The organism is Silvania confinis (assembly GCF_025564085.1).
GTDB lineage: Bacteria > Pseudomonadota > Gammaproteobacteria > Enterobacterales > Enterobacteriaceae > Enterobacter > Enterobacter confinis.
This window is the reverse complement of the sequence record NZ_JAMGZJ010000060.1, coordinates 51,471-70,618: the sequence shown is the minus strand read 5'-3', so window position 1 is coordinate 70,618 and position 19,148 is coordinate 51,471. Positions and strand designations below refer to the sequence as shown.

The 19,148-nt window shown below is 57.3% G+C and carries 17 protein-coding genes; 7 read left to right on the top strand and 10 right to left on the bottom strand.

What is annotated here, in order from left to right:
- Positions 1-165: 165 nt before the first annotated feature.
- Entirely contained in the window at positions 166-828 is a 663-nt protein-coding gene (can, locus tag M8013_RS00965) for a carbonate dehydratase (protein WP_271265967.1), read from the bottom strand.
- Positions 829-937: 109 nt separating this feature from the next.
- Between can and M8013_RS00960 the strand changes: the two genes are divergently transcribed.
- The 4 genes from M8013_RS00960 to M8013_RS00945 all read left to right on the top strand — a co-directional run bounded on the left by M8013_RS00960 (position 938) and on the right by M8013_RS00945 (position 4,487).
- Entirely contained in the window at positions 938-1,864 is a 927-nt protein-coding gene (locus M8013_RS00960; protein WP_271265966.1) for an ABC transporter ATP-binding protein, read from the top strand.
- The gene (locus tag M8013_RS00955) at positions 1,861-2,631 is read left to right on the top strand and encodes an ABC transporter permease (protein ID WP_271265965.1); all 771 of its coding nucleotides are present in this window, start codon (positions 1,861-1,863) and stop codon (positions 2,629-2,631) included. Before M8013_RS00960 ends, M8013_RS00955 begins: the two co-directional genes overlap by 4 nt.
- A 105-nt stretch (positions 2,632-2,736) precedes the next feature.
- Complete coding sequence (locus M8013_RS00950; protein ID WP_271265964.1) at positions 2,737-3,168, top strand: PTS sugar transporter subunit IIA; 432 nt, start codon at positions 2,737-2,739, stop codon at positions 3,166-3,168.
- A 71-nt stretch (positions 3,169-3,239) separates the two neighbouring features.
- The gene (locus tag M8013_RS00945) at positions 3,240-4,487 is read left to right on the top strand and encodes a polysaccharide deacetylase family protein (RefSeq protein ID WP_271265963.1); all 1,248 of its coding nucleotides are present in this window, start codon (positions 3,240-3,242) and stop codon (positions 4,485-4,487) included.
- A gap of 2 nt (positions 4,488-4,489) precedes the next feature.
- On the opposite strand, the gene panD is transcribed toward M8013_RS00945, so the two are convergent.
- The 9 genes from panD to thpR all read right to left on the bottom strand — a co-directional run bounded on the left by panD (position 4,490) and on the right by thpR (position 11,474).
- Positions 4,490-4,870, bottom strand: a complete 381-nt coding sequence (gene panD, locus M8013_RS00940; protein ID WP_271265962.1) for an aspartate 1-decarboxylase — start codon at positions 4,868-4,870, stop codon at positions 4,490-4,492.
- Positions 4,871-4,931: 61 nt separating this feature from the next.
- Positions 4,932-5,783: a pantoate--beta-alanine ligase gene (gene panC / locus M8013_RS00935; RefSeq protein WP_271265961.1), complete on the bottom strand. Its 852-nt coding sequence runs from the start codon at positions 5,781-5,783 to the stop codon at positions 4,932-4,934.
- Positions 5,784-5,794: 11 nt separating this feature from the next.
- A complete protein-coding gene (panB, locus tag M8013_RS00930) occupies positions 5,795-6,586 on the bottom strand; it encodes a 3-methyl-2-oxobutanoate hydroxymethyltransferase (protein WP_271265960.1) in 792 nt (263 codons plus the stop codon).
- Positions 6,587-6,707: 121 nt separating this feature from the next.
- Positions 6,708-7,187, bottom strand: a complete 480-nt coding sequence (folK, locus tag M8013_RS00925) for a 2-amino-4-hydroxy-6-hydroxymethyldihydropteridine diphosphokinase (RefSeq protein WP_271265959.1) — start codon at positions 7,185-7,187, stop codon at positions 6,708-6,710.
- Positions 7,184-8,581: a polynucleotide adenylyltransferase PcnB gene (gene pcnB, locus M8013_RS00920; protein WP_271265970.1), complete on the bottom strand. Its 1,398-nt coding sequence runs from the start codon at positions 8,579-8,581 to the stop codon at positions 7,184-7,186. The genes folK and pcnB overlap by 4 nt, the downstream gene beginning before the upstream one ends.
- Before the next feature lie 53 nt (positions 8,582-8,634).
- Positions 8,635-9,525 (bottom strand): tRNA glutamyl-Q(34) synthetase GluQRS, encoded by an 891-nt coding sequence (gene gluQRS / locus M8013_RS00915; RefSeq protein ID WP_271265958.1) that lies wholly within the window; start codon positions 9,523-9,525, stop codon positions 8,635-8,637.
- A gap of 68 nt (positions 9,526-9,593) precedes the next feature.
- Entirely contained in the window at positions 9,594-10,049 is a 456-nt protein-coding gene (gene dksA / locus M8013_RS00910) for an RNA polymerase-binding protein DksA (RefSeq protein ID WP_271265957.1), read from the bottom strand.
- 177 nt (positions 10,050-10,226) lie between these two features.
- Positions 10,227-10,931 carry a DNA/RNA nuclease SfsA gene (sfsA, locus tag M8013_RS00905; RefSeq protein WP_271265956.1) on the bottom strand — a complete coding sequence of 235 codons (705 nt, stop codon included), beginning with the start codon at positions 10,929-10,931 and terminating at the stop codon, positions 10,227-10,229.
- Positions 10,932-10,943: 12 nt separating this feature from the next.
- Positions 10,944-11,474: an RNA 2',3'-cyclic phosphodiesterase gene (gene thpR, locus M8013_RS00900; RefSeq protein WP_271265955.1), complete on the bottom strand. Its 531-nt coding sequence runs from the start codon at positions 11,472-11,474 to the stop codon at positions 10,944-10,946.
- A 73-nt stretch (positions 11,475-11,547) separates the two neighbouring features.
- Here thpR and hrpB point away from each other — a divergent pair, with 73 nt between their 5' ends.
- The 3 genes from hrpB (at position 11,548) to fhuA (ending at position 19,146) form a co-directional block, all read left to right on the top strand.
- Complete coding sequence (gene hrpB, locus M8013_RS00895; protein WP_271265954.1) at positions 11,548-13,977, top strand: ATP-dependent helicase HrpB; 2,430 nt, start codon at positions 11,548-11,550, stop codon at positions 13,975-13,977.
- 142 nt (positions 13,978-14,119) lie between these two features.
- A complete protein-coding gene (mrcB, locus tag M8013_RS00890) occupies positions 14,120-16,651 on the top strand; it encodes a bifunctional glycosyl transferase/transpeptidase (protein ID WP_271265953.1) in 2,532 nt (843 codons plus the stop codon).
- A 236-nt stretch (positions 16,652-16,887) separates the two neighbouring features.
- Complete coding sequence (fhuA, locus tag M8013_RS00885) at positions 16,888-19,146, top strand: ferrichrome porin FhuA (RefSeq protein WP_271265952.1); 2,259 nt, start codon at positions 16,888-16,890, stop codon at positions 19,144-19,146.
- The last annotated feature ends 2 nt before the right edge of the window (positions 19,147-19,148 follow it).

Sequence of the window (19,148 nt, the reverse complement as noted above, 5' to 3'; positions counted from 1 at the left end):
ATCGACCTGAAGAAAAAGTCGATCACCATGGGTAAAGGGTGTTAAAAAGTGTTCACCATGTCCCCGAACACCTGTTTACCATGTCCCCGGTCTGTACACCCACGGGGAGAGGGTGCAAACACTAAAAACGGCAACTTGCGTTGCCGTTTTGTTTTTACCAGCAGCTTACTTGTGGTTGACGTGTTTCTGAGTCAGGTTTGAGACGCCCTGACGGTAGCGCTGCTCCAGCGTTTCACGGTTGGTGGCGGTCACTTCCAGGTCGCGCAGCAGGCCGTCGTGGATGCCGTAAGCCAGGCCGTGAATGGTCACTTTCTGTCCGCGCTTCCAGGCGGACTGCATAATGGTGGAATGCCCGAGGTTGTACACCTGCTCCATTACGTTCAGTTCACACAGGGTGTCCAGACGACGTTCCTGCGGCATCGCGCCCAGCAGTGAGCTATGTTTGAACCAGATATCACGGATGTGTAGCAGCCAGTTGTCGATCAAACCCAGTTCCGGATTCTCGACCGCCGCCTGCACGCCACCACAGCCGTAGTGGCCGCAGATAATGATATGTTCGACTTCCAGCACATCCACCGCATACTGAACCACAGACAGGCAGTTCAGATCGGTGTGGATAACCAGGTTGGCAACGTTACGGTGCACAAACAGTTCGCCAGGTTCGAGACCAGTCAGACGTTCAGCAGGTACGCGGCTGTCGGAGCATCCAATCCATAGAAAGCGTGGTTTCTGTGCCAGAGCCAGTTTCTCAAAAAAACCGGAATCTTCTTCCAGCAGCATCTTTGACCATAGTGCGTTATTGCTGATGAGTGTATCTATGTCATTCATGGAGGGTTAACGACCTGTAACCGAGTGAGTGCGTTGCGCTAATATAGGGCAACTCGATTTTTTTTTAAACCAACACATCGCGTGTCAGAACAATGGGTAAGTCTACGTCATGACAATTGCACTGGAGCTCGAGAAGCTTACAAAAACCTATCCGGGGGGCGTTCAGGCTCTGCGCGGGATAGATCTTAAAGTCGAAGCCGGTGATTTTTATGCGCTTCTGGGGCCTAACGGGGCAGGAAAATCCACTACCATCGGCATTATCAGCTCGCTGGTGAACAAATCCTCCGGTCGGGTGAGCGTGTTTGGCTACGACCTGGAAAAGGACGTGGTCAACGCCAAACGTCAGCTGGGGCTGGTACCGCAGGAGTTTAACTTCAATCCGTTTGAGACCGTTCAGCAGATTGTGGTTAACCAGGCGGGCTACTATGGCGTGGAGCGTAAAGAAGCGGTTGAGCGCAGCGAAAAATACCTGAAACAGCTCGATCTGTGGGAAAAACGCAACGAACGTGCACGGATGCTATCCGGCGGCATGAAGCGTCGCCTGATGATCGCCCGCGCGTTAATGCACGAGCCAAAACTGCTGATCCTCGATGAGCCTACCGCCGGGGTAGATATCGAACTGCGTCGCTCAATGTGGGGTTTTTTAAAGGATTTAAACGACAAAGGCACCACGATCATTCTCACCACCCACTATCTGGAAGAGGCGGAGATGCTGTGTCGCAACATCGGCATCATTCAGCACGGCGGGCTGGTAGAAAACACCTCGATGAAAAACCTGCTTTCCAAGCTGAAATCGGAGACCTTTATTCTCGATCTGGCGGCGAAAAGCCCCCTGCCGAAGCTGGAAGGCTATCAGTATCGACTGGTGGATACCTCGACGCTGGAAGTGGAAGTGCTGCGCGAGCAGGGGATCAACAGCGTGTTCAGTCAACTGAGCCAGCAGGGCGTTCAGGTATTGAGTATGCGTAACAAAGCTAACCGACTGGAAGAGCTGTTTGTCTCGCTGGTCCATGAAAAACAAGGAGATCGCGCATGACGCAGCTTTACTGGGTGGCGCTGAAAAGTATCTGGGCCAAAGAGATCAACCGCTTTATGCGCATCTGGATCCAGACCCTGGTGCCGCCGGTGATCACCATGACGCTCTACTTCATTATCTTCGGCAACCTGATTGGTTCGCGGATTGGCGAGATGCATGGCTTCACCTACATGCAGTTTATCGTGCCGGGCCTGATCATGATGGCGGTGATCACCAATGCCTACGCCAACGTCGCCTCGTCGTTCTTCAGCGCCAAGTTTCAGCGCAACATTGAAGAGCTGCTGGTGGCGCCGGTGCCTACCCACGTTGTCATCGCCGGATATGTGGGCGGCGGGGTGGCGCGCGGCCTGTGCGTCGGGGTGCTGGTCACCGCGATTTCACTGTTCTTTGTACCGTTCCAGGTGCACTCATGGCTGTTTGTCGGCCTGACGCTGCTGCTGACGGCGGTGCTGTTCTCGCTGGCCGGTCTGCTGAATGCGGTGTTCGCCAAAACCTTTGACGACATCAGTCTGATCCCGACCTTCGTCCTGACGCCGCTGACCTACCTCGGTGGGGTATTTTACTCCCTGACGCTGCTGCCACCGTTCTGGCAGGCGCTGTCGCACCTCAACCCGATCGTCTACATGATCAGCGGCTTCCGCTTTGGCTTCCTCGGGATCAGCGATGTGCCGCTGTTCACCACCGTGGGCGTGCTGGCAATCTTTATCATTGGTTTCTATCTGCTGTGCTGGTATCTGATCCAGCGCGGACGCGGTTTGCGTACCTGATCCCCCGGCCCGGCGGCGTTCTGTCCGCCGGGCCGTTTATTGACCACTGTCAGCCTCGACTCCCCCAAACCCGGTTACACTACTCCCTTCTGAGGAGGGTTAACGATGCTGGGTTGGGTAATTACGTGCCATGACGAACATGCGCAAAAGATGGCGGATAAGCTCGCCGTCCGGTTTGGGCCGCTGGTCCAGTGTCAGGTCGTTAACTACTGGCGTGGATTAAGCGGCAATATGCTCAGCCGGATGATGTGCGATGCCCAGCATCAGGTCGACCGCGGCGACGGGGTGATCTTCCTGACCGACGTTGCCGGGGCCGCGCCTTATCGTGCGGCAGCCCTGCTCAGCCACAAGCACGACAATTGCGAAGTGATTTACGGGGTAAGCTATCCGCTGCTGGAGAGCCTGTATCCGCTGCGCGAGATGACGGACAGCGTCGGCTTTCGCAATACCATTGTCGCGAGGGGCGCGCCGGATGTCGGCAGCCTGTGGCATCAGCAGCAGAAAAACCCGCCTTTTGTCCTGCACCCCCCACTGTAGAAATATTAAACATTGGTATTGCTGTCGCTTTTGTTACAATGGCGACAGTTCATCGTACTGAATAATTCCTTATGTTCTCGCGTATTTGTCTCCTGCTTCTGCTGCTGGTTTCCGGCGGCGCGTCTGCCAGCCTGTTGAGCCAACAAGGGCTCCCGGCCCGCTATATGCAAACCACCGAAGATGCGGCTGTCTGGGCGCAGGTCGGCAACCGGGTAGTAACGGTCGGCAATGTCCGTGCCGGTCAAATCGTTGCCGTGGTGCCCACTGATGCGGATTACTATGAGTTTCGCTTCGGCTTTGGCACCGGCTTTATCGACAAAGGCCACCTTGAAGAAGTGCAGGGGAAACAGCGCGTCGAGGACAGCCTCGGCGATCTCAACAAGCCGCTCAGCAACCAGAACTTAATTACCTGGAAAGACACCCCGGTCTACAATGCGCCGAATGGCGGCAGCGCGCCCTTTGGCACCCTGGCCGATAACCTGCGCTATCCGATCCTCAGCAAGCTCAAGGATCGGCTCAATCAGACCTGGTTTCAGATCCGCATCGCCAACCGTCTGGCGTGGGTCAGCAGCCTCGATGCCCAGGAAGACAACGGCCTGCCGGTGCTGACCTATCACCACATTCTGCGCGATGAAGAGAACACCCGCTTTCGTCATACCTCCACCACGACCAGCGTGCGCGCCTTCACTAACCAGATGGCCTGGCTGCGCGATCAGGGCTACACCACCCTGACCCTGTATCAGTTGGAAGGCTACGTGCGTAACAAGATGAACTTGCCCGCGCGTGCGGTGGTCATCACCTTTGACGACGGCCTGAAATCGGTCAGCCGCTACGCCTGGCCGATCCTCAAAGCCAATGGCTTTAAGGCCACTGCATTTATTATCTCGTCGCGCATCAAAGCGCATCCACTTGCCTGGAACCCAAAGGCCCTGCAGTTTATGAGCATTTCAGAGCTAAAAGGGATTCAGGACGTGTTTGATGTTCAGTCGCACACCCACTTCCTGCATCGGGTCGACGATGCCAGGCACCCCATTTTGCTGAGCCGCAGCTACGCGAATATCCTGATGGACTTTAAACATTCGCGCCGGGCCTTGTCTCAGTTCAACCCGCATGTCCTCTATCTCTCTTATCCCTTTGGCGGATATGACGATGACGCGGTGAAGGCGGCGAATGACGCTGGGTTTCATCTGGCGGTGACGACGGTGAAAGGGAAGGTGAAGCCGGGGGATAATCCGTTCTTGCTAAAGCGTCTTTACGTTCTCAGAACGGACTCTTTAGAGACGATGTCGCGGCTGATCAGCAACCAGCCGCAAGGATAGAATCACGCAACCTGAACCGGGATCGCTTTGGCGAGACGTTTCATCTCGTTGTCGCCTTCAAAGTAGGCCACTTTTGGCTGCCAGCGGCGGGCTTCTTCATCTGACATCATTACGAAGCTGGCGATAATCACGATATCCCCGACGCTTGCACAGTGTGCCGCCGCGCCGTTAACGGAGATGATTTTCGATCCGCGCTCGGCAGCGATGGCGTAGGTTGAGAAGCGCTTGCCGTTATTTACGTTCCAGATATCAATGGCTTCGTTTTCCAGAATACCCGCAGCGTCGAGAAAATCCTGGTCGATCGCGCAGGAACCTTCATAGTGCAGATCGGCCTGAGTGACTTTCACACGGTGAAGCTTACCTTGCAGCATTTTGCGAATCATTACGTTTACCTTTAATCATCATTCATCAGCCCCTCCCGCAGGAGAGGCCAGGGGAAGGGGACTACGCCAGGTCGATCACTTTATTATCGATGAGACGCGCCTGACCGAGCCATGCGGCAACCAGGATGACTGCACGTTTGCTGGCGTCGGTGTATTCAAGCAACGTGTCGGCATCACGGATTTGCACGTCATCCGCACGCAAACCTTTATCGTTCAGCGCCTGTTCAGCAAGGGCGATAATCTCTTCCGCCGTTAATGCCTTCGCCACCAGTTGTTCAGCCATGTTATTCATCACCTGGCTTAAGCCCGGCGCAATTTTGCGCTGCTCAGCGGTGAGGTAGCCATTGCGGGAGCTCAGCGCGAGGCCGTCTTTGGCGCGCACGATCGGCACGCCCACAACCTCGATGTCGTAGCCCATGTCGGCGACCATTTTGCGAATTAACGCCAACTGCTGGAAATCTTTCTCGCCGAAGCAGGCGATATCTGGCTGAACCAGGTTAAACAGCTTGCTGACGATGGTAGAGACGCCGCGGAAATGCCCCGGACGGCTGGCACCTTCAAGCATGGTCGAGATACCCGGTACGTCGACAAAGGTGGTCTCTTCCGTGCCTTTTGGATAGATATCGGCGGGGGCAGGGGAGAAGACAAAATCCACCTGCTGCTTTTTCAGCTTCTCGCAATCTTCCTGCAGGGTGCGCGGGTAGCGCACCAGATCGTCGGCACGATCAAACTGCATCGGGTTGACGAAAATGCTGACCACCACCACATCGGCGCGGGCTTTGGCTTCTTCGACCAGCTTCATGTGGCCGTCGTGCAGGTTGCCCATGGTTGGCACCAGCGCGATACGTTTGCCTTCCTGACGCAGACGGCGAATATGCTGGCGCAGCAGCGGCAGAGTTTCAATGATTAGCACAATAAGACCCCTTACTGGAAACTGTGTTCTTCACCCGGATAAACACCGGCTTCAACATCGGCAATATACTGCCTGACCGCGCCGCGCATGTCGCCTGCCTCACTGAGGAAATTCTTCGCAAATTTAGGAATGTGACCGCCGGTAATGCCAAACGCATCGTGCATCACCAGGATCTGGCCGTCGGTGACGTTACCGGCACCAATGCCGATCACCGGAATCGACAGCGCCTCGGTGATACGCTTCGCCAGCGCTACCGGCACGCACTCCAGCACCAGCAGCTGAGCGCCTGCGGCTTCGATGGCTCGCGCGTCGTCAAACAGCGTCTGCGCCGCGTCGCCGCGTCCCTGCACCTTATAGCCGCCAAAGATATTGACCGACTGCGGGGTTAGCCCCAGATGCCCGCACACCGGCACTGCGCGTTCGGTCAGCATTTTGACCGTGTCAACAAGCCAGGCGCCGCCTTCGATTTTGACCATGTTGGCCCCGGCGCGCATCACGATGGCGGCATTCTCAAACGCCTGTTGCGGCGTGGCATATGCCATAAACGGCAGGTCAGCGAGCAGTAGGCAGGCTGGCGCACCGCGACGAACCGCGCGGGTGTGATAAGCAATATCTTCTACCGTTACGGGCAGGGTGGAGTCATGTCCCTGCACCGTCATCCCTAACGAGTCGCCAACCAGCATGACATTAATCCCTTCTTCGGCAAAAAGTTTGGCGAAGCTGTAGTCATAGGCGGTAATGGTGGCGAAGCGCTGCTTGTCCTGTTTGCATTTCTGCAAGGTGGAGATGGTGGTTGGTTTCATACTGTTTCCTGATAGCCCAAAGCGAATCTTTGCGCATTCTAACAGTAACATTCGAGGGAACAATGATTTTAGATAACCGATAAACCACAAATGTTTTACGGCTTATTGCGGAGGGTAAAGGTTACCAGCGGGCGGGTTTTTCGGCGTTAAGCTGCTGCAAAACGGCGCTGAGCGTTTCGCCATCGGGGAAGGTGAGCTGGGGGGCGATTTCAAACAGCGGCCACAGCATAAAACCGCGACGTTTCATGTCGTAATGCGGTACCGTCAGACGCTCGCTGTGGATCACCTCATCACCAAACAGCATGATGTCTAAATCCAGCGTGCGCGGTCCCCAGCGTTCGGCCTTGCGCACCCGGCCCTGCTGCAGCTCGATGCGCTGGGTATGGTTCAGCAGCGCGTCGGCGCTGAGAGTGGTATCCAGTGCAATGGCGGCATTGAGGTAGTCGGGCTGATCCTGCGGGCCTAAAGGGGGGGTGCGATAGAACGCGGAGAGGGCGACAACGCGCGTTTGCGGGATATCGCCCATCGCCTGTACGGCAGCGTTGACCTGCTCCAGTGGAGAGGCCAAATTGCTGCCGATGGCGATATACGCTAGCGTCACGCAGCGCCTTCGCGGCGTGGGGCACGTTTGCGTGGACGACGATGACGGCGGCGCGGCGTCGGCTCTTCATCCAGATCGGTCAGCATGTCTTTTTGCATCGGCGGAGCAGAAACCTGGAACTCACCCCACCACTGCACCAGAAGCTGCAGCTCGCGGTCGTTTTCTGCTTCTGCGCGCAGGGCCATCAGATCGTAAGCCGCACGGAATTTTGGATGCTCCATTAACTTCCAGGCGCGCTTACCCTGACGACGGGACATCCGCAGCTGAAGCTGCCAGATATCACGCACCAGCGTGGTAATACGTTTCGGGATCGCCAGCGAGCGGCAGGCTTCATCCAGCACGTCGTTGGTCGCCAGTGCAAAGGCATCGTGATAGACCAGACCGCTTTCCTGGGCAATCTTCTGCGCCATTTCCAGCAGCGGATACCAGAACATCGCGGCAAAGAGGAACGCCGGGTTAACGCGCATATCGTTATGAATGCGGCTGTCCGTGTTCTTCAGCACCTGGTCAATGATGCGCTCCATCGCGCTATCACCCTGTTCGGTGAAGTTACGCGTGATGCTCGGGAACAGGGGCTGGAACAGGCCGTATTCGCGCAGTAGCTTGTAGGTTTCAAAACCGTAGCCTGCCTGCAGCAGCTTGAGCGCTTCTTCAAACAGACGCGCCGGTGGCACATCGTTAATAAGCGTCGCCAGGCGCGGGATCGGCTCGGCGGTCTCTGCGCTGATACGCATATTCAGCTTGGCGGCAAACCGCACGGCACGCAGCATACGCACCGGATCTTCACGGTAGCGTGTTTCCGGGGTGCCGATCAGGCGGATTAAACCCGCTTTCAGATCCGGCACGCCACCGACGAAATCGCGTACGGTGAAGTCAGCCACGCTGTAATACAGGCTGTTGATAGTGAAATCACGGCGCTGGGCATCTTCTTCGATAGAACCGAAGATGTTGTCGCGCAGCAACATGCCGTTCTGACCTTGCTGAGAGGTCGTACGGTCTGGCGGGTTGCCTTCGTGATGGCCGCGGAAAGTCGCGACTTCGATGATTTCAGGGCCAAACATGACGTGAGCAAGACGGAAGCGCCGACCGACCAGGCGGCAGTTGCGGAATAATTTACGCACCTGCTCAGGCGTGGCGCTGGTGGTCACGTCAAAATCTTTTGGTTTTTGGCCCAGCAGTAAATCACGCACCCCGCCACCCACGAGATAGGCCTCATAGCCGGCTTTATTCAGGCGATAGAGCACCTTCAGGGCGTTTTCACTGATATCTTTGCGGGAAATAGCATGCTGCTCGCGCGGAATAACCGACATCGGGTTTTGAACAATGACGTCTTCCGCCATGCTCTCATCGCGGCTCAGCACCTTACGGCAAAAATTAGCGACTCGGGTAAAAATAATACACCTCGGTAGTGTGTGTTTCAGAATTCAGGACAAAAAATAGCGGCTAATCATAGCTCAGCGAGACGCATTTGAGAATGCTGGATTTTCGGCACTGTCTTTAGCGTCCAGAGAGTGACCGCTTTTTCCAGTATTTCCTCGGTTCGCAGATCCTGCCACTCATTTGTTACATCCTGGTTTAGAAATTGTAAAGCATTGATAAGAACCGGGCGAGGATCGCCGGTCGGCAACGCCGGGGCATGATTCTGTTTCGAGAGTTTCATCCCTTTTTCGTTCAGCGCCAGCGGCAGGTGAATATAGTCCGGTACCGGCCAGCCAAACAGTTGGTACAGCGAAATTTGCCGGACGGTGGGCTCAATCAAATCGGCCCCGCGCACAATTTCAGTAATACCCTGGAAATGATCGTCCACCACCACCGCCAGGTTATAGGCAAACAGCCCGTCGCGGCGGTGAATAATAAAATCTTCCTGCGCCAGACGCGCATCGGCGTGGATCTCGCCCAGCAGTCGATCGTCAAATTGCGTTACCGGATGGCACTGCATGACGCGCACCGCCGCATTTTCCGGGCCGTGGCGCAGCGTGCGGCAATGGCCGTCGTAAACGCCGCCGACGCTCTGAATGCGTGACCGGGTGCAGGTGCAGTAATACGAGAGTCCTTGGGCGTGCAGCCAGGCCAGGCGTTCGCGGTAGGCGTCATGGCGCTGCGACTGCCAGAGCACGTCGCCATCCCAGTGCAGGCCGTAATGTTCCAGCTGACGCAGAATGGTCTCTGCCGCACCGGGAACTTCACGAGGAGGGTCAATATCTTCGATCCGCACGCGCCAGATACCCTGATGGGCTCGGGCCTGCAGATAGCTGCCGAGAGCGGCGATAAGCGAGCCGAAATGCAGTTCGCCAGAGGGGGATGGCGCGAAGCGCCCAATATAGTCAGTTGGCATCATTACGCAGAGCAGAAAGTAATCAGGCGGGAGAGACTCCCGCCTGTGGTAGCGTTTTGGCAGGGCTGGGATTAACCGGCCATCTGTTTTTCGCGGATTTCTGCCAGCGTTTTGCAGTCAATGCACAGGTCAGCTGTCGGACGGGCCTCCAGACGACGAATGCCAATTTCGACACCGCAGGACTCGCAGAAGCCGAAATCTTCGTCTTCGACCTTTTTCAGCGTTTTCTCGATCTTCTTAATCAGCTTGCGTTCGCGGTCACGGTTACGCAGTTCGAGGCTGAATTCTTCTTCCTGAGCGGCACGGTCAACCGGATCCGGGAAGTTAGCAGCTTCATCCTGCATGTGTGTAACGGTGCGATCGACTTCATCCCTAAGTTGATTACGCCATGCTTCAAGAATTCGCTTAAAGTGCGTCAGCTGGGCGTCGTTCATATACTCTTCGCCCGGCTTCTCTTGATACGGCTCCACCCCAGCGATGGCGAGAATACTCAGGGACGATGCTTTACGGTTTTGCCCTTCTTGCATGTTGCTTCTCCTTAACACGCACTATCGATCCCCTGTTGGGGGAAAAATCAGGCCGCTATAAATAGCAGATGCTTTTCCGTAAGGCAATTATCTATACGTAACACTTGACAAGCCTGTGAGGAAAAGCGTATTTGCGCATACGACCAGAATACTTAATAGTCAATCGCCTACCCCCTTTTATAACGTTGCGGGGAGAGCGACTTTCAGAGTCATATTATCGGCAGAAAGTTCCGCTTTATACACCAAAACCTCTACCCCCTGCTTTTGTGCCTCATGCAACAATTGCGCGTACTTAGGGTCAATATGGCGGGCAGGTGAAAATCGTCCAATTGCAGTATGTAATACCGCAAAAAACAGCACGGCGCGCTTGCCCGTCGCCGCTACACTGATCAACTCCCGGAGATGCTTCTGCCCTCGCAGCGTCACCGCATCCGGAAAATAGCCGTTATCCTTGTCAGCTAACGTCACTGATTTCACTTCAATATAGCACTCAGGGCGCTCTTCTGCCTGCAACATAAAGTCGATTCTGCTGCCTTCAGCACCGTATTTTACTTCGCTTTTTAAGGTGTTGTAGCCGCGCAGCTCAGGAATTAAATCCAGAGTAATCGCTTCTTTGACCAATTGATTGGCCCGCAGCGTATTGACGCAAATATATTCTCCACTGAGGGTCTGGGTTATTTCCCAGGTGTGGGGGTATTTGCGTTTGCTATTCAGGGAGGTGGAATACCAGACCGTATCGCCTGGCGTGGCGCAGCCGGTCATCGCGCCCGTATTCGGGCAGTGCAGGGTCAGCGTCACGCCGTCGGGCGTGACCACGTCAGCCAGAAAGCGTTTATAGCGCTGGATAAGCGTCGCGGGCTGCAAGGGGGGAAGAAACTGCATTGAGGATCCTTATTATTCGCCCAGCGTCCAGCGCTGGAGCGGCGTATAGCGGGTGCGCCCACGGTCAAACACCGATTCGTACAGCGCAAATTCATTGACTGCAAACGACCAGTGAAATCCCGGCGGCGGCAGTGCCACCGCGTGGCTGGCGTCGCGCAGTAAAGTGATATGGGGATGAAAGGGCTGCGGACTTTGATAGCAACCGCTGCGCGCGGCCTGCGATCGCAGCATGTTGGCCAGTTGTAATAGCCCGCGCGGTGGCTGGCGAGTGCCCAGCCACACCACCCGCGAGCGCAGCCACTGCCCGGCATCATCCAGCGTCAGGGTAAACCCCGGCTGGCGAATGCGCCCGGCCAGTGTCGCCAGCGCCTGGCGTTTCTCGTCGCTGACGTCACCTAAAAATGCCAGTGTCAGGTGCAGATTGGCACCGGCGACCGGGCGGCCCGCCTCAGGCGCAAAATGATCGGCACGCCAGCGCACGATCTGCCGTTGGAGCGGGGCGGGCATTTCAATGGCGAAGAACAGCCGTTTCGACTCAGACATACGGGGGGCTCGGTAATGATTTGTGGCGATGCTACAATGTACGCCGCCTAATGTTAACCCTCTGGAGCCATTCGTGTCCTTGTTGCCGGTCGCTGCTGTCCTTCCTGAACTTCTTCTCGCGTTACAACACGCCCCCCAGGTTTTGCTGAATGCACCCACCGGCGCGGGGAAATCGACGTGGCTGCCGCTGCAGATCCTGGCGGACGGGGCCGTCAACGGCAAAATCATTCTGCTGGAGCCGCGCAGGCTGGCGGCGCGCAACGTGGCGCAGCGTCTTGCCGAGCTGTTGGGCGAAAAGCCGGGCGAGACGGTCGGCTACCGGATGCGGGCAGAAACCTGCATCGGGGCCAACACCCGGCTGGAGGTGGTAACCGAAGGGATCCTCACCCGCATGCTGCAACACGATCCCGAGCTGACCGGCGTGGGGCTGGTGATCCTCGATGAATTCCACGAGCGCAGCCTGCAGGCGGATCTGGCTCTGGCGCTGCTGCTGGACGTGCAGCAAGGGCTGCGTGACGATCTTAAACTGCTGATCATGTCCGCGACGCTGGATAACGACCGACTACGCCAGTTGTTGCCTGACGCGCCTGTTATCAGCTCTGAGGGGCGCTCTTATCCGGTAGAGCGGCGCTATCAGTCGCTCTCTGCCCAGCTGCGTTTCGATGAGGCGGTTGCGGTGGCGACCGCCGAGCTGTTGCGTCAGGAGTCCGGCTCGCTGCTGCTGTTTTTACCCGGCGTGAGTGAGATCCAGCGCGTGCAGGAGCAGCTATCCCGGCGCGTGGCCGCCGACGTGGTGCTTTGCCCGCTGTACGGTGCGCTGACGCTTACCGAGCAGCGCAAAGCGATCCTCCCCGCCCCGGTCGGGCAGCGCAAAGTGGTGCTGGCGACCAACATTGCTGAAACCAGCCTGACCATCGAAGGTATTCGGCTGGTGGTGGATTCGGCCCAGGAGCGGGTGGCGAGTTTCGATCCCCGTAGCGGCCTGACCCGACTGTTGACCCAGCGCGTTAGCCAGGCCTCGATGACCCAGCGCGCCGGACGTGCAGGGCGACTGGAACCCGGTATCTGCCTGCATCTTACGCCGTTTGAACAGGCCGAACGCGCTGCGGCGCAGGGCACCCCGGATATTCTGCAAAGCGATCTCAGCGGCCTGCTGATGGAGCTACTGCAGTGGGGTTGTCAGGATCCGGCCCAGCTCCGCTGGCTGGATCTGCCCCCGGCGGTTAATCTTGCTGCGGCACGTCGGCTGTTAACTCAGCTTGGGGCGCTGGCAGGGGAGCGACTGACCTCACACGGACAGAAAATGGCCACGCTGGGCAACGACCCCAGACTGGCGGCAATGCTGGCACGGGCGACGGGTGATGATGATATTGCTACCGCGGCAAAACTGGCGGCTATTCTTGAACAGCCTCCGCGCGGTGGCAGCAGCGATCTGGCGCAGGCGTTTTCCCGCAATCAGCCCGAATGGCAGCAGCGCGCCCGACAGCTGAGCCAGCGCCTGAACAGCCGCGGCGGCACACCGGACAGCGACCGCATTCCCGCGCTGCTGGCGCAGGCCTTTCCCGACAGAATTGCCCGCCGACGCGGACTCGACGGCCGCTATCAGCTGGCAAACGGCATGGGGGCGATGCTGCAGAGCGACGACGCCATGACCCGCCATGAATGGCTGATTGCCCCGCTGCTGCTGCAGGGCAGCCAGTCGCCGGATGCCCGCATTTTACTGGGCCTCGCGGTGGACATTGACGCCTTGATCGCCGACTGCCCACAGCTGGTGACCCAGTCTGACACCGTGGAGTGGGACGATGCCCTGGGGACGTTAAAAGCGCTGCGTCGCAGCCAGATTGGCCGTCTGACGGTGAGCGTCAGGCCGCTGGCGAAACCGTCCGAAGAGGAGCTGCACCAGGCGATGCTCAACGGCATCCGCGATAAAGGCCTCAGCGTGCTGAACTGGACCCCGGACGCCGAGCAGTATCGGATCCGCCTGCACTGCGCGGCGCAGTGGCTGCCGGAATACGATTGGCCCGCCGTCGATGACGCTTCGCTGCTGGCCACGCTGGAGCAGTGGCTGCTGCCGCAAATGCAGGGTGTTCATTCATTGCGCGCCCTGAAAGCGCTGGATGTTAAGGCTGCGTTACAAAATTTAGCAGACTGGTCATTGCGTCAACGGCTGGTGAGTTTGCTGCCGGAGCATTACACTGTGCCGACCGGAAGCCGGATCGCCATTCGCTATCATGAGGATAACCCTCCGGCGCTGGCGGTACGAATGCAGGAGATGTTTGGGGAGGCGACCACGCCTGCGATTGCCGAAGGGCGTATTCCGCTGGTGCTAGAGCTGCTTTCCCCGGCGCAGCGTCCGCTGCAGATCACCCGCGATTTGGGTGCCTTCTGGGCCGGGAGCTACCGCGAGGTGCAAAAAGAGATGAAAGGGCGCTATCCCAAACATGTCTGGCCGGACGATCCGGCAAATACAGCACCGACCCGGCGTACGAAGAAGTATTCGTAAGGGTACTCGCTGATGCCTTCACCCCGGCCCTCCCCACAGGGAGAGGGAGAAGTGCGGTTTATTTTGAGAGATTTCTTCTTCCTCCACCAGGAGGAAGAGCTGAGAATCGGGCCCTTGCGCCTGATAGTTGCGGAGAGAAAGCATGGCGGGGAATGACCGCGAACCAATTGGACGTAAAGGCAAACCTTCACGTCCGGCGAAAGAGAAAGCAGGCCGTCGTTCACTCAGAGATGAGGATTACGACGATGACGTTGAAAATGAATATCAGGATGAAGAGCCCGTGCCGCGTAAAGCTAAAGGCAAAGGTAAGGGCAGCCAGCCGCGCGGCAAGCGCCGCTGGCTGTGGCTGTTACTGAAGCTGTTTGTTGTCTTTGTGGTACTGATGGCGATCTATGGCGTCTATCTGGATCAGAAAATCCGCAGCCGTATTGACGGTAAAGTCTGGCAGCTGCCGGCGGCCGTGTATGGCCGAATGGTGAACCTCGAGCCGGAAATGACCATCAGCAAGAACGAGATGGTCAAGCTGCTGGAGGCGACTCAGTACCGTCAGGTCACGAAGATGACGCGTCCCGGCGAGTTTACGGTGCAGGCGAAAAGCATTGAGATGATCCGCCGTCCGTTTGACTTCCCGGACAGCAAAGAAGGGCAGGTGCGCGCGCGTCTGACCTTCGATGGCGATCATATCGATACCATTGAGAATCTGGATAACAACCGCCAGTTCGGTTTCTTCCGTCTCGATCCGCGTCTGATCACCATGCTCTCCTCGCCAAACGGCGAGCAGCGCCTGTTTGTCGCGCGTAACGGCTTCCCGGATCTGCTGGTGGATACTTTGTTGGCCACCGAAGACCGCCACTTCTATGAGCACGACGGCGTGAGCCTGTACTCCATCGGTCGTGCGGTGCTGGCGAACCTCACTGCCGGGCGCACGGTGCAGGGGGCGAGTACTCTTACCCAACAGCTGGTGAAGAACCTGTTCCTCTCCAGCGAGCGTTCCTACTGGCGTAAGGCCAACGAAGCGTACATGGCGGTGCTGATGGATGCCCGCTACAGCAAAGATCGCATTCTTGAGCTGTACATGAACGAGGTGTACCTCGGTCAGAGCGGCGACAATGAGATCCGCGGCTTCCCGCTGGCGAGCCTGTACTACTTTGGCCGCCCGGTGGAAGAGTTGAGCCTCGACCAGCAGGCGCTGCTGGTGGGCATGGTGAAGGGGGCGTCAATCTACAACCCGTGGCGTAACCCGAAGCTGGCGCTGGAACGACGTAATCTGGTGCTGCGTCTGCTGCAGCAGCAGCAGGTCATCGACCAGGAGCTGTACGACATGCTCAGCGCGCGCCCTCTCGGCGTCCAGCCGCGCGGCGGCGTGATCTCCCCGCAGCCTGCCTTTATGCAGATGGTGCGTCAGGAGTTGCAGACCAAGCTGGGCGATAAGGTTAAAGATCTCTCCGGCGTGAAGATCTTCACCACCTTCGACTCCGTGGCGCAGGACGCCGCAGAGAAGGCGGCGGTAGAAGGTATCCCGGTACTGAAAAAGCAGCGCAAGCTCAGCGATCTGGAAACCGCGATGGTGGTGGTCGATCGTAACAGCGGCGAAGTACGGGCGATGGTCGGCGGGGCAGAGCCTCAGTTCGCGGGCTATAACCGTGCGATGCAGGCGCGCCGTTCCATCGGCTCGCTGGCAAAACCCGCGACCTATCTCACCGCTCTGAGCCAGCCAAATCAGTACCGTCTGAATACCTGGATCGCCGATGCACCGATTGCCCTGCGCCAGCCGAACGGCCAGGTGTGGTCACCGCAGAACGACGACAAACAGTACAGCGGACAGGTGATGCTGGTGGACGCCCTGACCCGTTCGATGAACGTGCCGACGGTGAACCTCGGGATGGCCCTCGGCCTGCCTGCGGTGACTGACACTTGGCTGAAACTGGGGGTGCCGAAAGATCAGCTCCATCCGGTGCCGGCCATGCTGTTAGGTGCTCTGAACCTGACGCCAATCGAAGTGGCGCAGGCGTTCCAGACCATCGCCAGCGGCGGTAACCGTGCGCAGCTCTCTGCGGTGCGTTCGGTCATTGCCGAAGATGGCACCGCGCTGTATCAGAGCTTCCCGCAGGCCGAGCGTGCCGTACCGGCGCAGGCTGCTTACATGACCCTGTGGACCATGCAGCAGGTAGTGCAGCGCGGAACCGGGCGTCAGCTTGGCGCGAAGTATCCCGGTCTGCATCTGGCGGGTAAAACCGGGACCACCAACAACAACGTCGATACCTGGTTTGCGGGCATCGACGGGCGTGAAGTGGTGATCACCTGGGTCGGTCGCGATAACAACCAGCCGACCAGGCTGTATGGCGCCAGCGGGGCGATGTCGATTTATCAGCGCTACCTGGCTAACCAGTCTCCGGTACCGTTAACTCTGACGCCGCCGGAAGATATCGTCGATATGGGCGTGGATGAGTCGGGCAACTTCGTGTGTGGCGGCGGGATGCGTAGCGTGCCGGTCTGGACCGCGAACCCGGATTCCCTGTGCCAGGCGCCAGCACCGCAGCCAACGGGCAACCCGTTCGATCAGTCTTCTCAGCCTCAACAGCAGCCGCAGCAACAGCAGCAGCCGCCGCAGAATGAGAAGAAGGACAGCGACGGCGTCGCGGGCTGGATCAAGGACATGTTCGGCGGTAACTAACCTGCATCATTCCCTCTCCTGTCGGAGAGGGAATGTCTTTACCTCAAATCAACATCTCCCCAACAGCCATATCCCCCTTTATTAACCCTTCAATTTCCATTGGTTATTTCTTATACCCTCAATTCTTGTAGGGGCGCATATCACTTGCTATGCCGGGAATGTTTCGCATAATATGCTGCGGTCATAATAATAATTCTCGTTTACGTTATCATTCACTCTTTCTCAGAGAGATACCAATGGCGCTTTCAAAAACTGCTCAGCCAATGAAACCTTCACTGCGAAAAATCGCAGTGGTAGTAGCCACAGCGGTTAGCGGCATGTCTGCTTACGCTCACGCTGCTGAAACCCCTAAAAAAGAAGAAACCATCACCGTTACCGCAGCGCCTGCTCCGCAGGAGAGTGCCTGGGGTCCTGCGGCGACTATCGCGGCACGCCAGTCGGCCACCGGTACGAAGACGGATACTTCTATTGAGAAGATCCCACAGTCTATTTCCGTGGTAACCGCTGAAGAGATGGCGCTGCACCAGCCTAAATCGGTGAAAGAGGCGCTCAGCTACACCCCCGGCGTGGCAGTCGGCACCCGTGGCGCGTCTAACACCTATGATTACCTGATCATCCGCGGCTTCGCCGCCGACGGCCAAAGTCAGAATAACTATCTGAATGGCATGAAGATGCAGGGCAACTTCTATAACGATGCGGTAGTCGACCCGTATATGCTGGAGCGTGCTGAAGTGATGCGCGGTCCGGTTTCCGTCCTGTACGGAAAGAGCAGCCCGGGTGGCCTGCTGAACATGGTCAGCAAGCGTCCAACCACCGAGCCTCTGAAAGAGATTCAGTTTAAAGCGGGCACCAACAGCCTGTTCCAGACCGGCTTTGACTTCAGCGATGCGCTGGATGACGATGGCGTTTACTCCTATCGTTTAACCGGGCTGGCGCGCTCCGCCAATGCCCAGCAGAAGGGTGCAGAAGAGCAACGTTATGCCATCGCCCCAGCATTCAGCTGGCGTCCGGATGACAAAACTAACTTCACCTTCCTGTCTTATTTCCAGAACGAGCCAGAAACCGGCTACTACGGCTGGCTGCCGAAAGAGGGCACCGTAACCGAGCTGCCAAACGGCAAACGTCTGTCTACGGATTTCAATGAAGGCGCAGACAACAATACCTACTCTCGTAACGAGAAGATGGTGGGTTACAGCTTCGACCACGAGTTTAACGATACCTTTACCGTGCGTCAGAACCTGCGTTATGCCGAAAACAAAACCTCGCAAAATAGCGTCTATGGCTACGGCATGTGCTCCGATCCGATGTATTCGAGCAACCCTGCCAGCAGCCCTTGCGCCAGCGTTCCGCAGTCCGAATGGGATCACACCCTGACCCGTCAGTACGTGATTGATAACGAAAAACTGCAGAACTTCACCGTCGATACTCAGCTGCAAAGCAAGTTTGCCACCGCCTCTGTGGATCACACGCTGCTGACCGGCGTTGACTTTATGCGTATGCGTAACGACATCGATTCCTGGTTTGGCTACGCCGGTTCGATCGCACCGTCCGATATTTATAATCTCGACCGCAGCGACTTCGACTTTGGTGCGCACCCTGGCCCGTCAGGCGCGTATCAGGTGCTGAACAAACAGCAGCAGACTGGCCTGTACGTACAGGATCAGATGCAGTGGGAAAAAGTGCTGGTCACCCTTGGCGGCCGTTACGACTGGGCGAAACAGGACTCTCTGAACCGCGTTTCGGGCGTTGAAGATTCCCGCGATGATAGCGAGTTCACCTGGCGCGGTGGCGTTAACTACCTGTTTGATAACGGCGTAACGCCGTACTTCAGCTACAGCGAATCTTTCGAAACGGCTTCTACTCTGGGCGCGGATGGCAATATCTTTGCACCGTCTAAAGGCAAACAGTACGAAGCGGGCGTGAAATACGTTCCGAACGATCGTCCGATTGTGTTGACGGGTGCAGTCTATCAGCTGACCAAAACCAACAACCTGATGGCCGACCCGACGCCAGGTTCGTTCTTCTCGATCGAAGGCGGTGAGATTCGCTCCCGTGGTATTGAGATCGAAGCCAAGGCCGCGCTGTCTGCCAGTGTTAACGTGGTGGGTTCTTACACCTATACCGATGCGGAATACACCACCGACACCAATTACAAAGGCAACACCCCGGCCCAGGTGCCAGAACATATGGCCTCTCTGTGGGCGGATTACACCTTCTATGAAGGCGCGCTCTCTGGTCTGACGCTGGGTACCGGCGGTCGCTACTCTGGCTCCAGCTATGGCGATCCGGCGAACAGCTTTAAAGTGGGTAGCTACACGGTAATGGATGCGTTGGTCCGTTACGATCTGGCGCGTGTTGGCATGGCAGGCTCTAACGTTGCGCTCCATGTAAACAACCTGCTGGATCGTGAATACGTTGCCAGCTGCTTCAACACCTACGGCTGTTTCTGGGGTGCTGAACGTCAGGTTGTTGCCACGGCGACCTTCCGCTTCTAATC

Excerpts from the sequence above, each read along its gene's own strand:
- can (WP_271265967.1), bottom strand. The coding sequence starts at position 828 with ATGAATGACATAGATACACTCATCAGCAATAACGCACTATGGTCAAAG.
- M8013_RS00960 (WP_271265966.1), top strand. The coding sequence starts at position 938 with ATGACAATTGCACTGGAGCTCGAGAAGCTTACAAAAACCTATCCGGGG.
- M8013_RS00955 (WP_271265965.1), top strand. The coding sequence starts at position 1,861 with ATGACGCAGCTTTACTGGGTGGCGCTGAAAAGTATCTGGGCCAAAGAG.
- M8013_RS00950 (WP_271265964.1), top strand. The coding sequence starts at position 2,737 with ATGCTGGGTTGGGTAATTACGTGCCATGACGAACATGCGCAAAAGATG.
- M8013_RS00945 (WP_271265963.1), top strand. The coding sequence starts at position 3,240 with ATGTTCTCGCGTATTTGTCTCCTGCTTCTGCTGCTGGTTTCCGGCGGC.
- panD (WP_271265962.1), bottom strand. The coding sequence starts at position 4,870 with ATGATTCGCAAAATGCTGCAAGGTAAGCTTCACCGTGTGAAAGTCACT.
- panB (WP_271265960.1), bottom strand. The coding sequence starts at position 6,586 with ATGAAACCAACCACCATCTCCACCTTGCAGAAATGCAAACAGGACAAG.
- gluQRS (WP_271265958.1), bottom strand. The coding sequence starts at position 9,525 with ATGATGCCAACTGACTATATTGGGCGCTTCGCGCCATCCCCCTCTGGC.
- dksA (WP_271265957.1), bottom strand. The coding sequence starts at position 10,049 with ATGCAAGAAGGGCAAAACCGTAAAGCATCGTCCCTGAGTATTCTCGCC.
- sfsA (WP_271265956.1), bottom strand. The coding sequence starts at position 10,931 with ATGCAGTTTCTTCCCCCCTTGCAGCCCGCGACGCTTATCCAGCGCTAT.
- thpR (WP_271265955.1), bottom strand. The coding sequence starts at position 11,474 with ATGTCTGAGTCGAAACGGCTGTTCTTCGCCATTGAAATGCCCGCCCCG.
- mrcB (WP_271265953.1), top strand. The coding sequence starts at position 14,120 with ATGGCGGGGAATGACCGCGAACCAATTGGACGTAAAGGCAAACCTTCA.
- fhuA (WP_271265952.1), top strand. The coding sequence starts at position 16,888 with ATGGCGCTTTCAAAAACTGCTCAGCCAATGAAACCTTCACTGCGAAAA.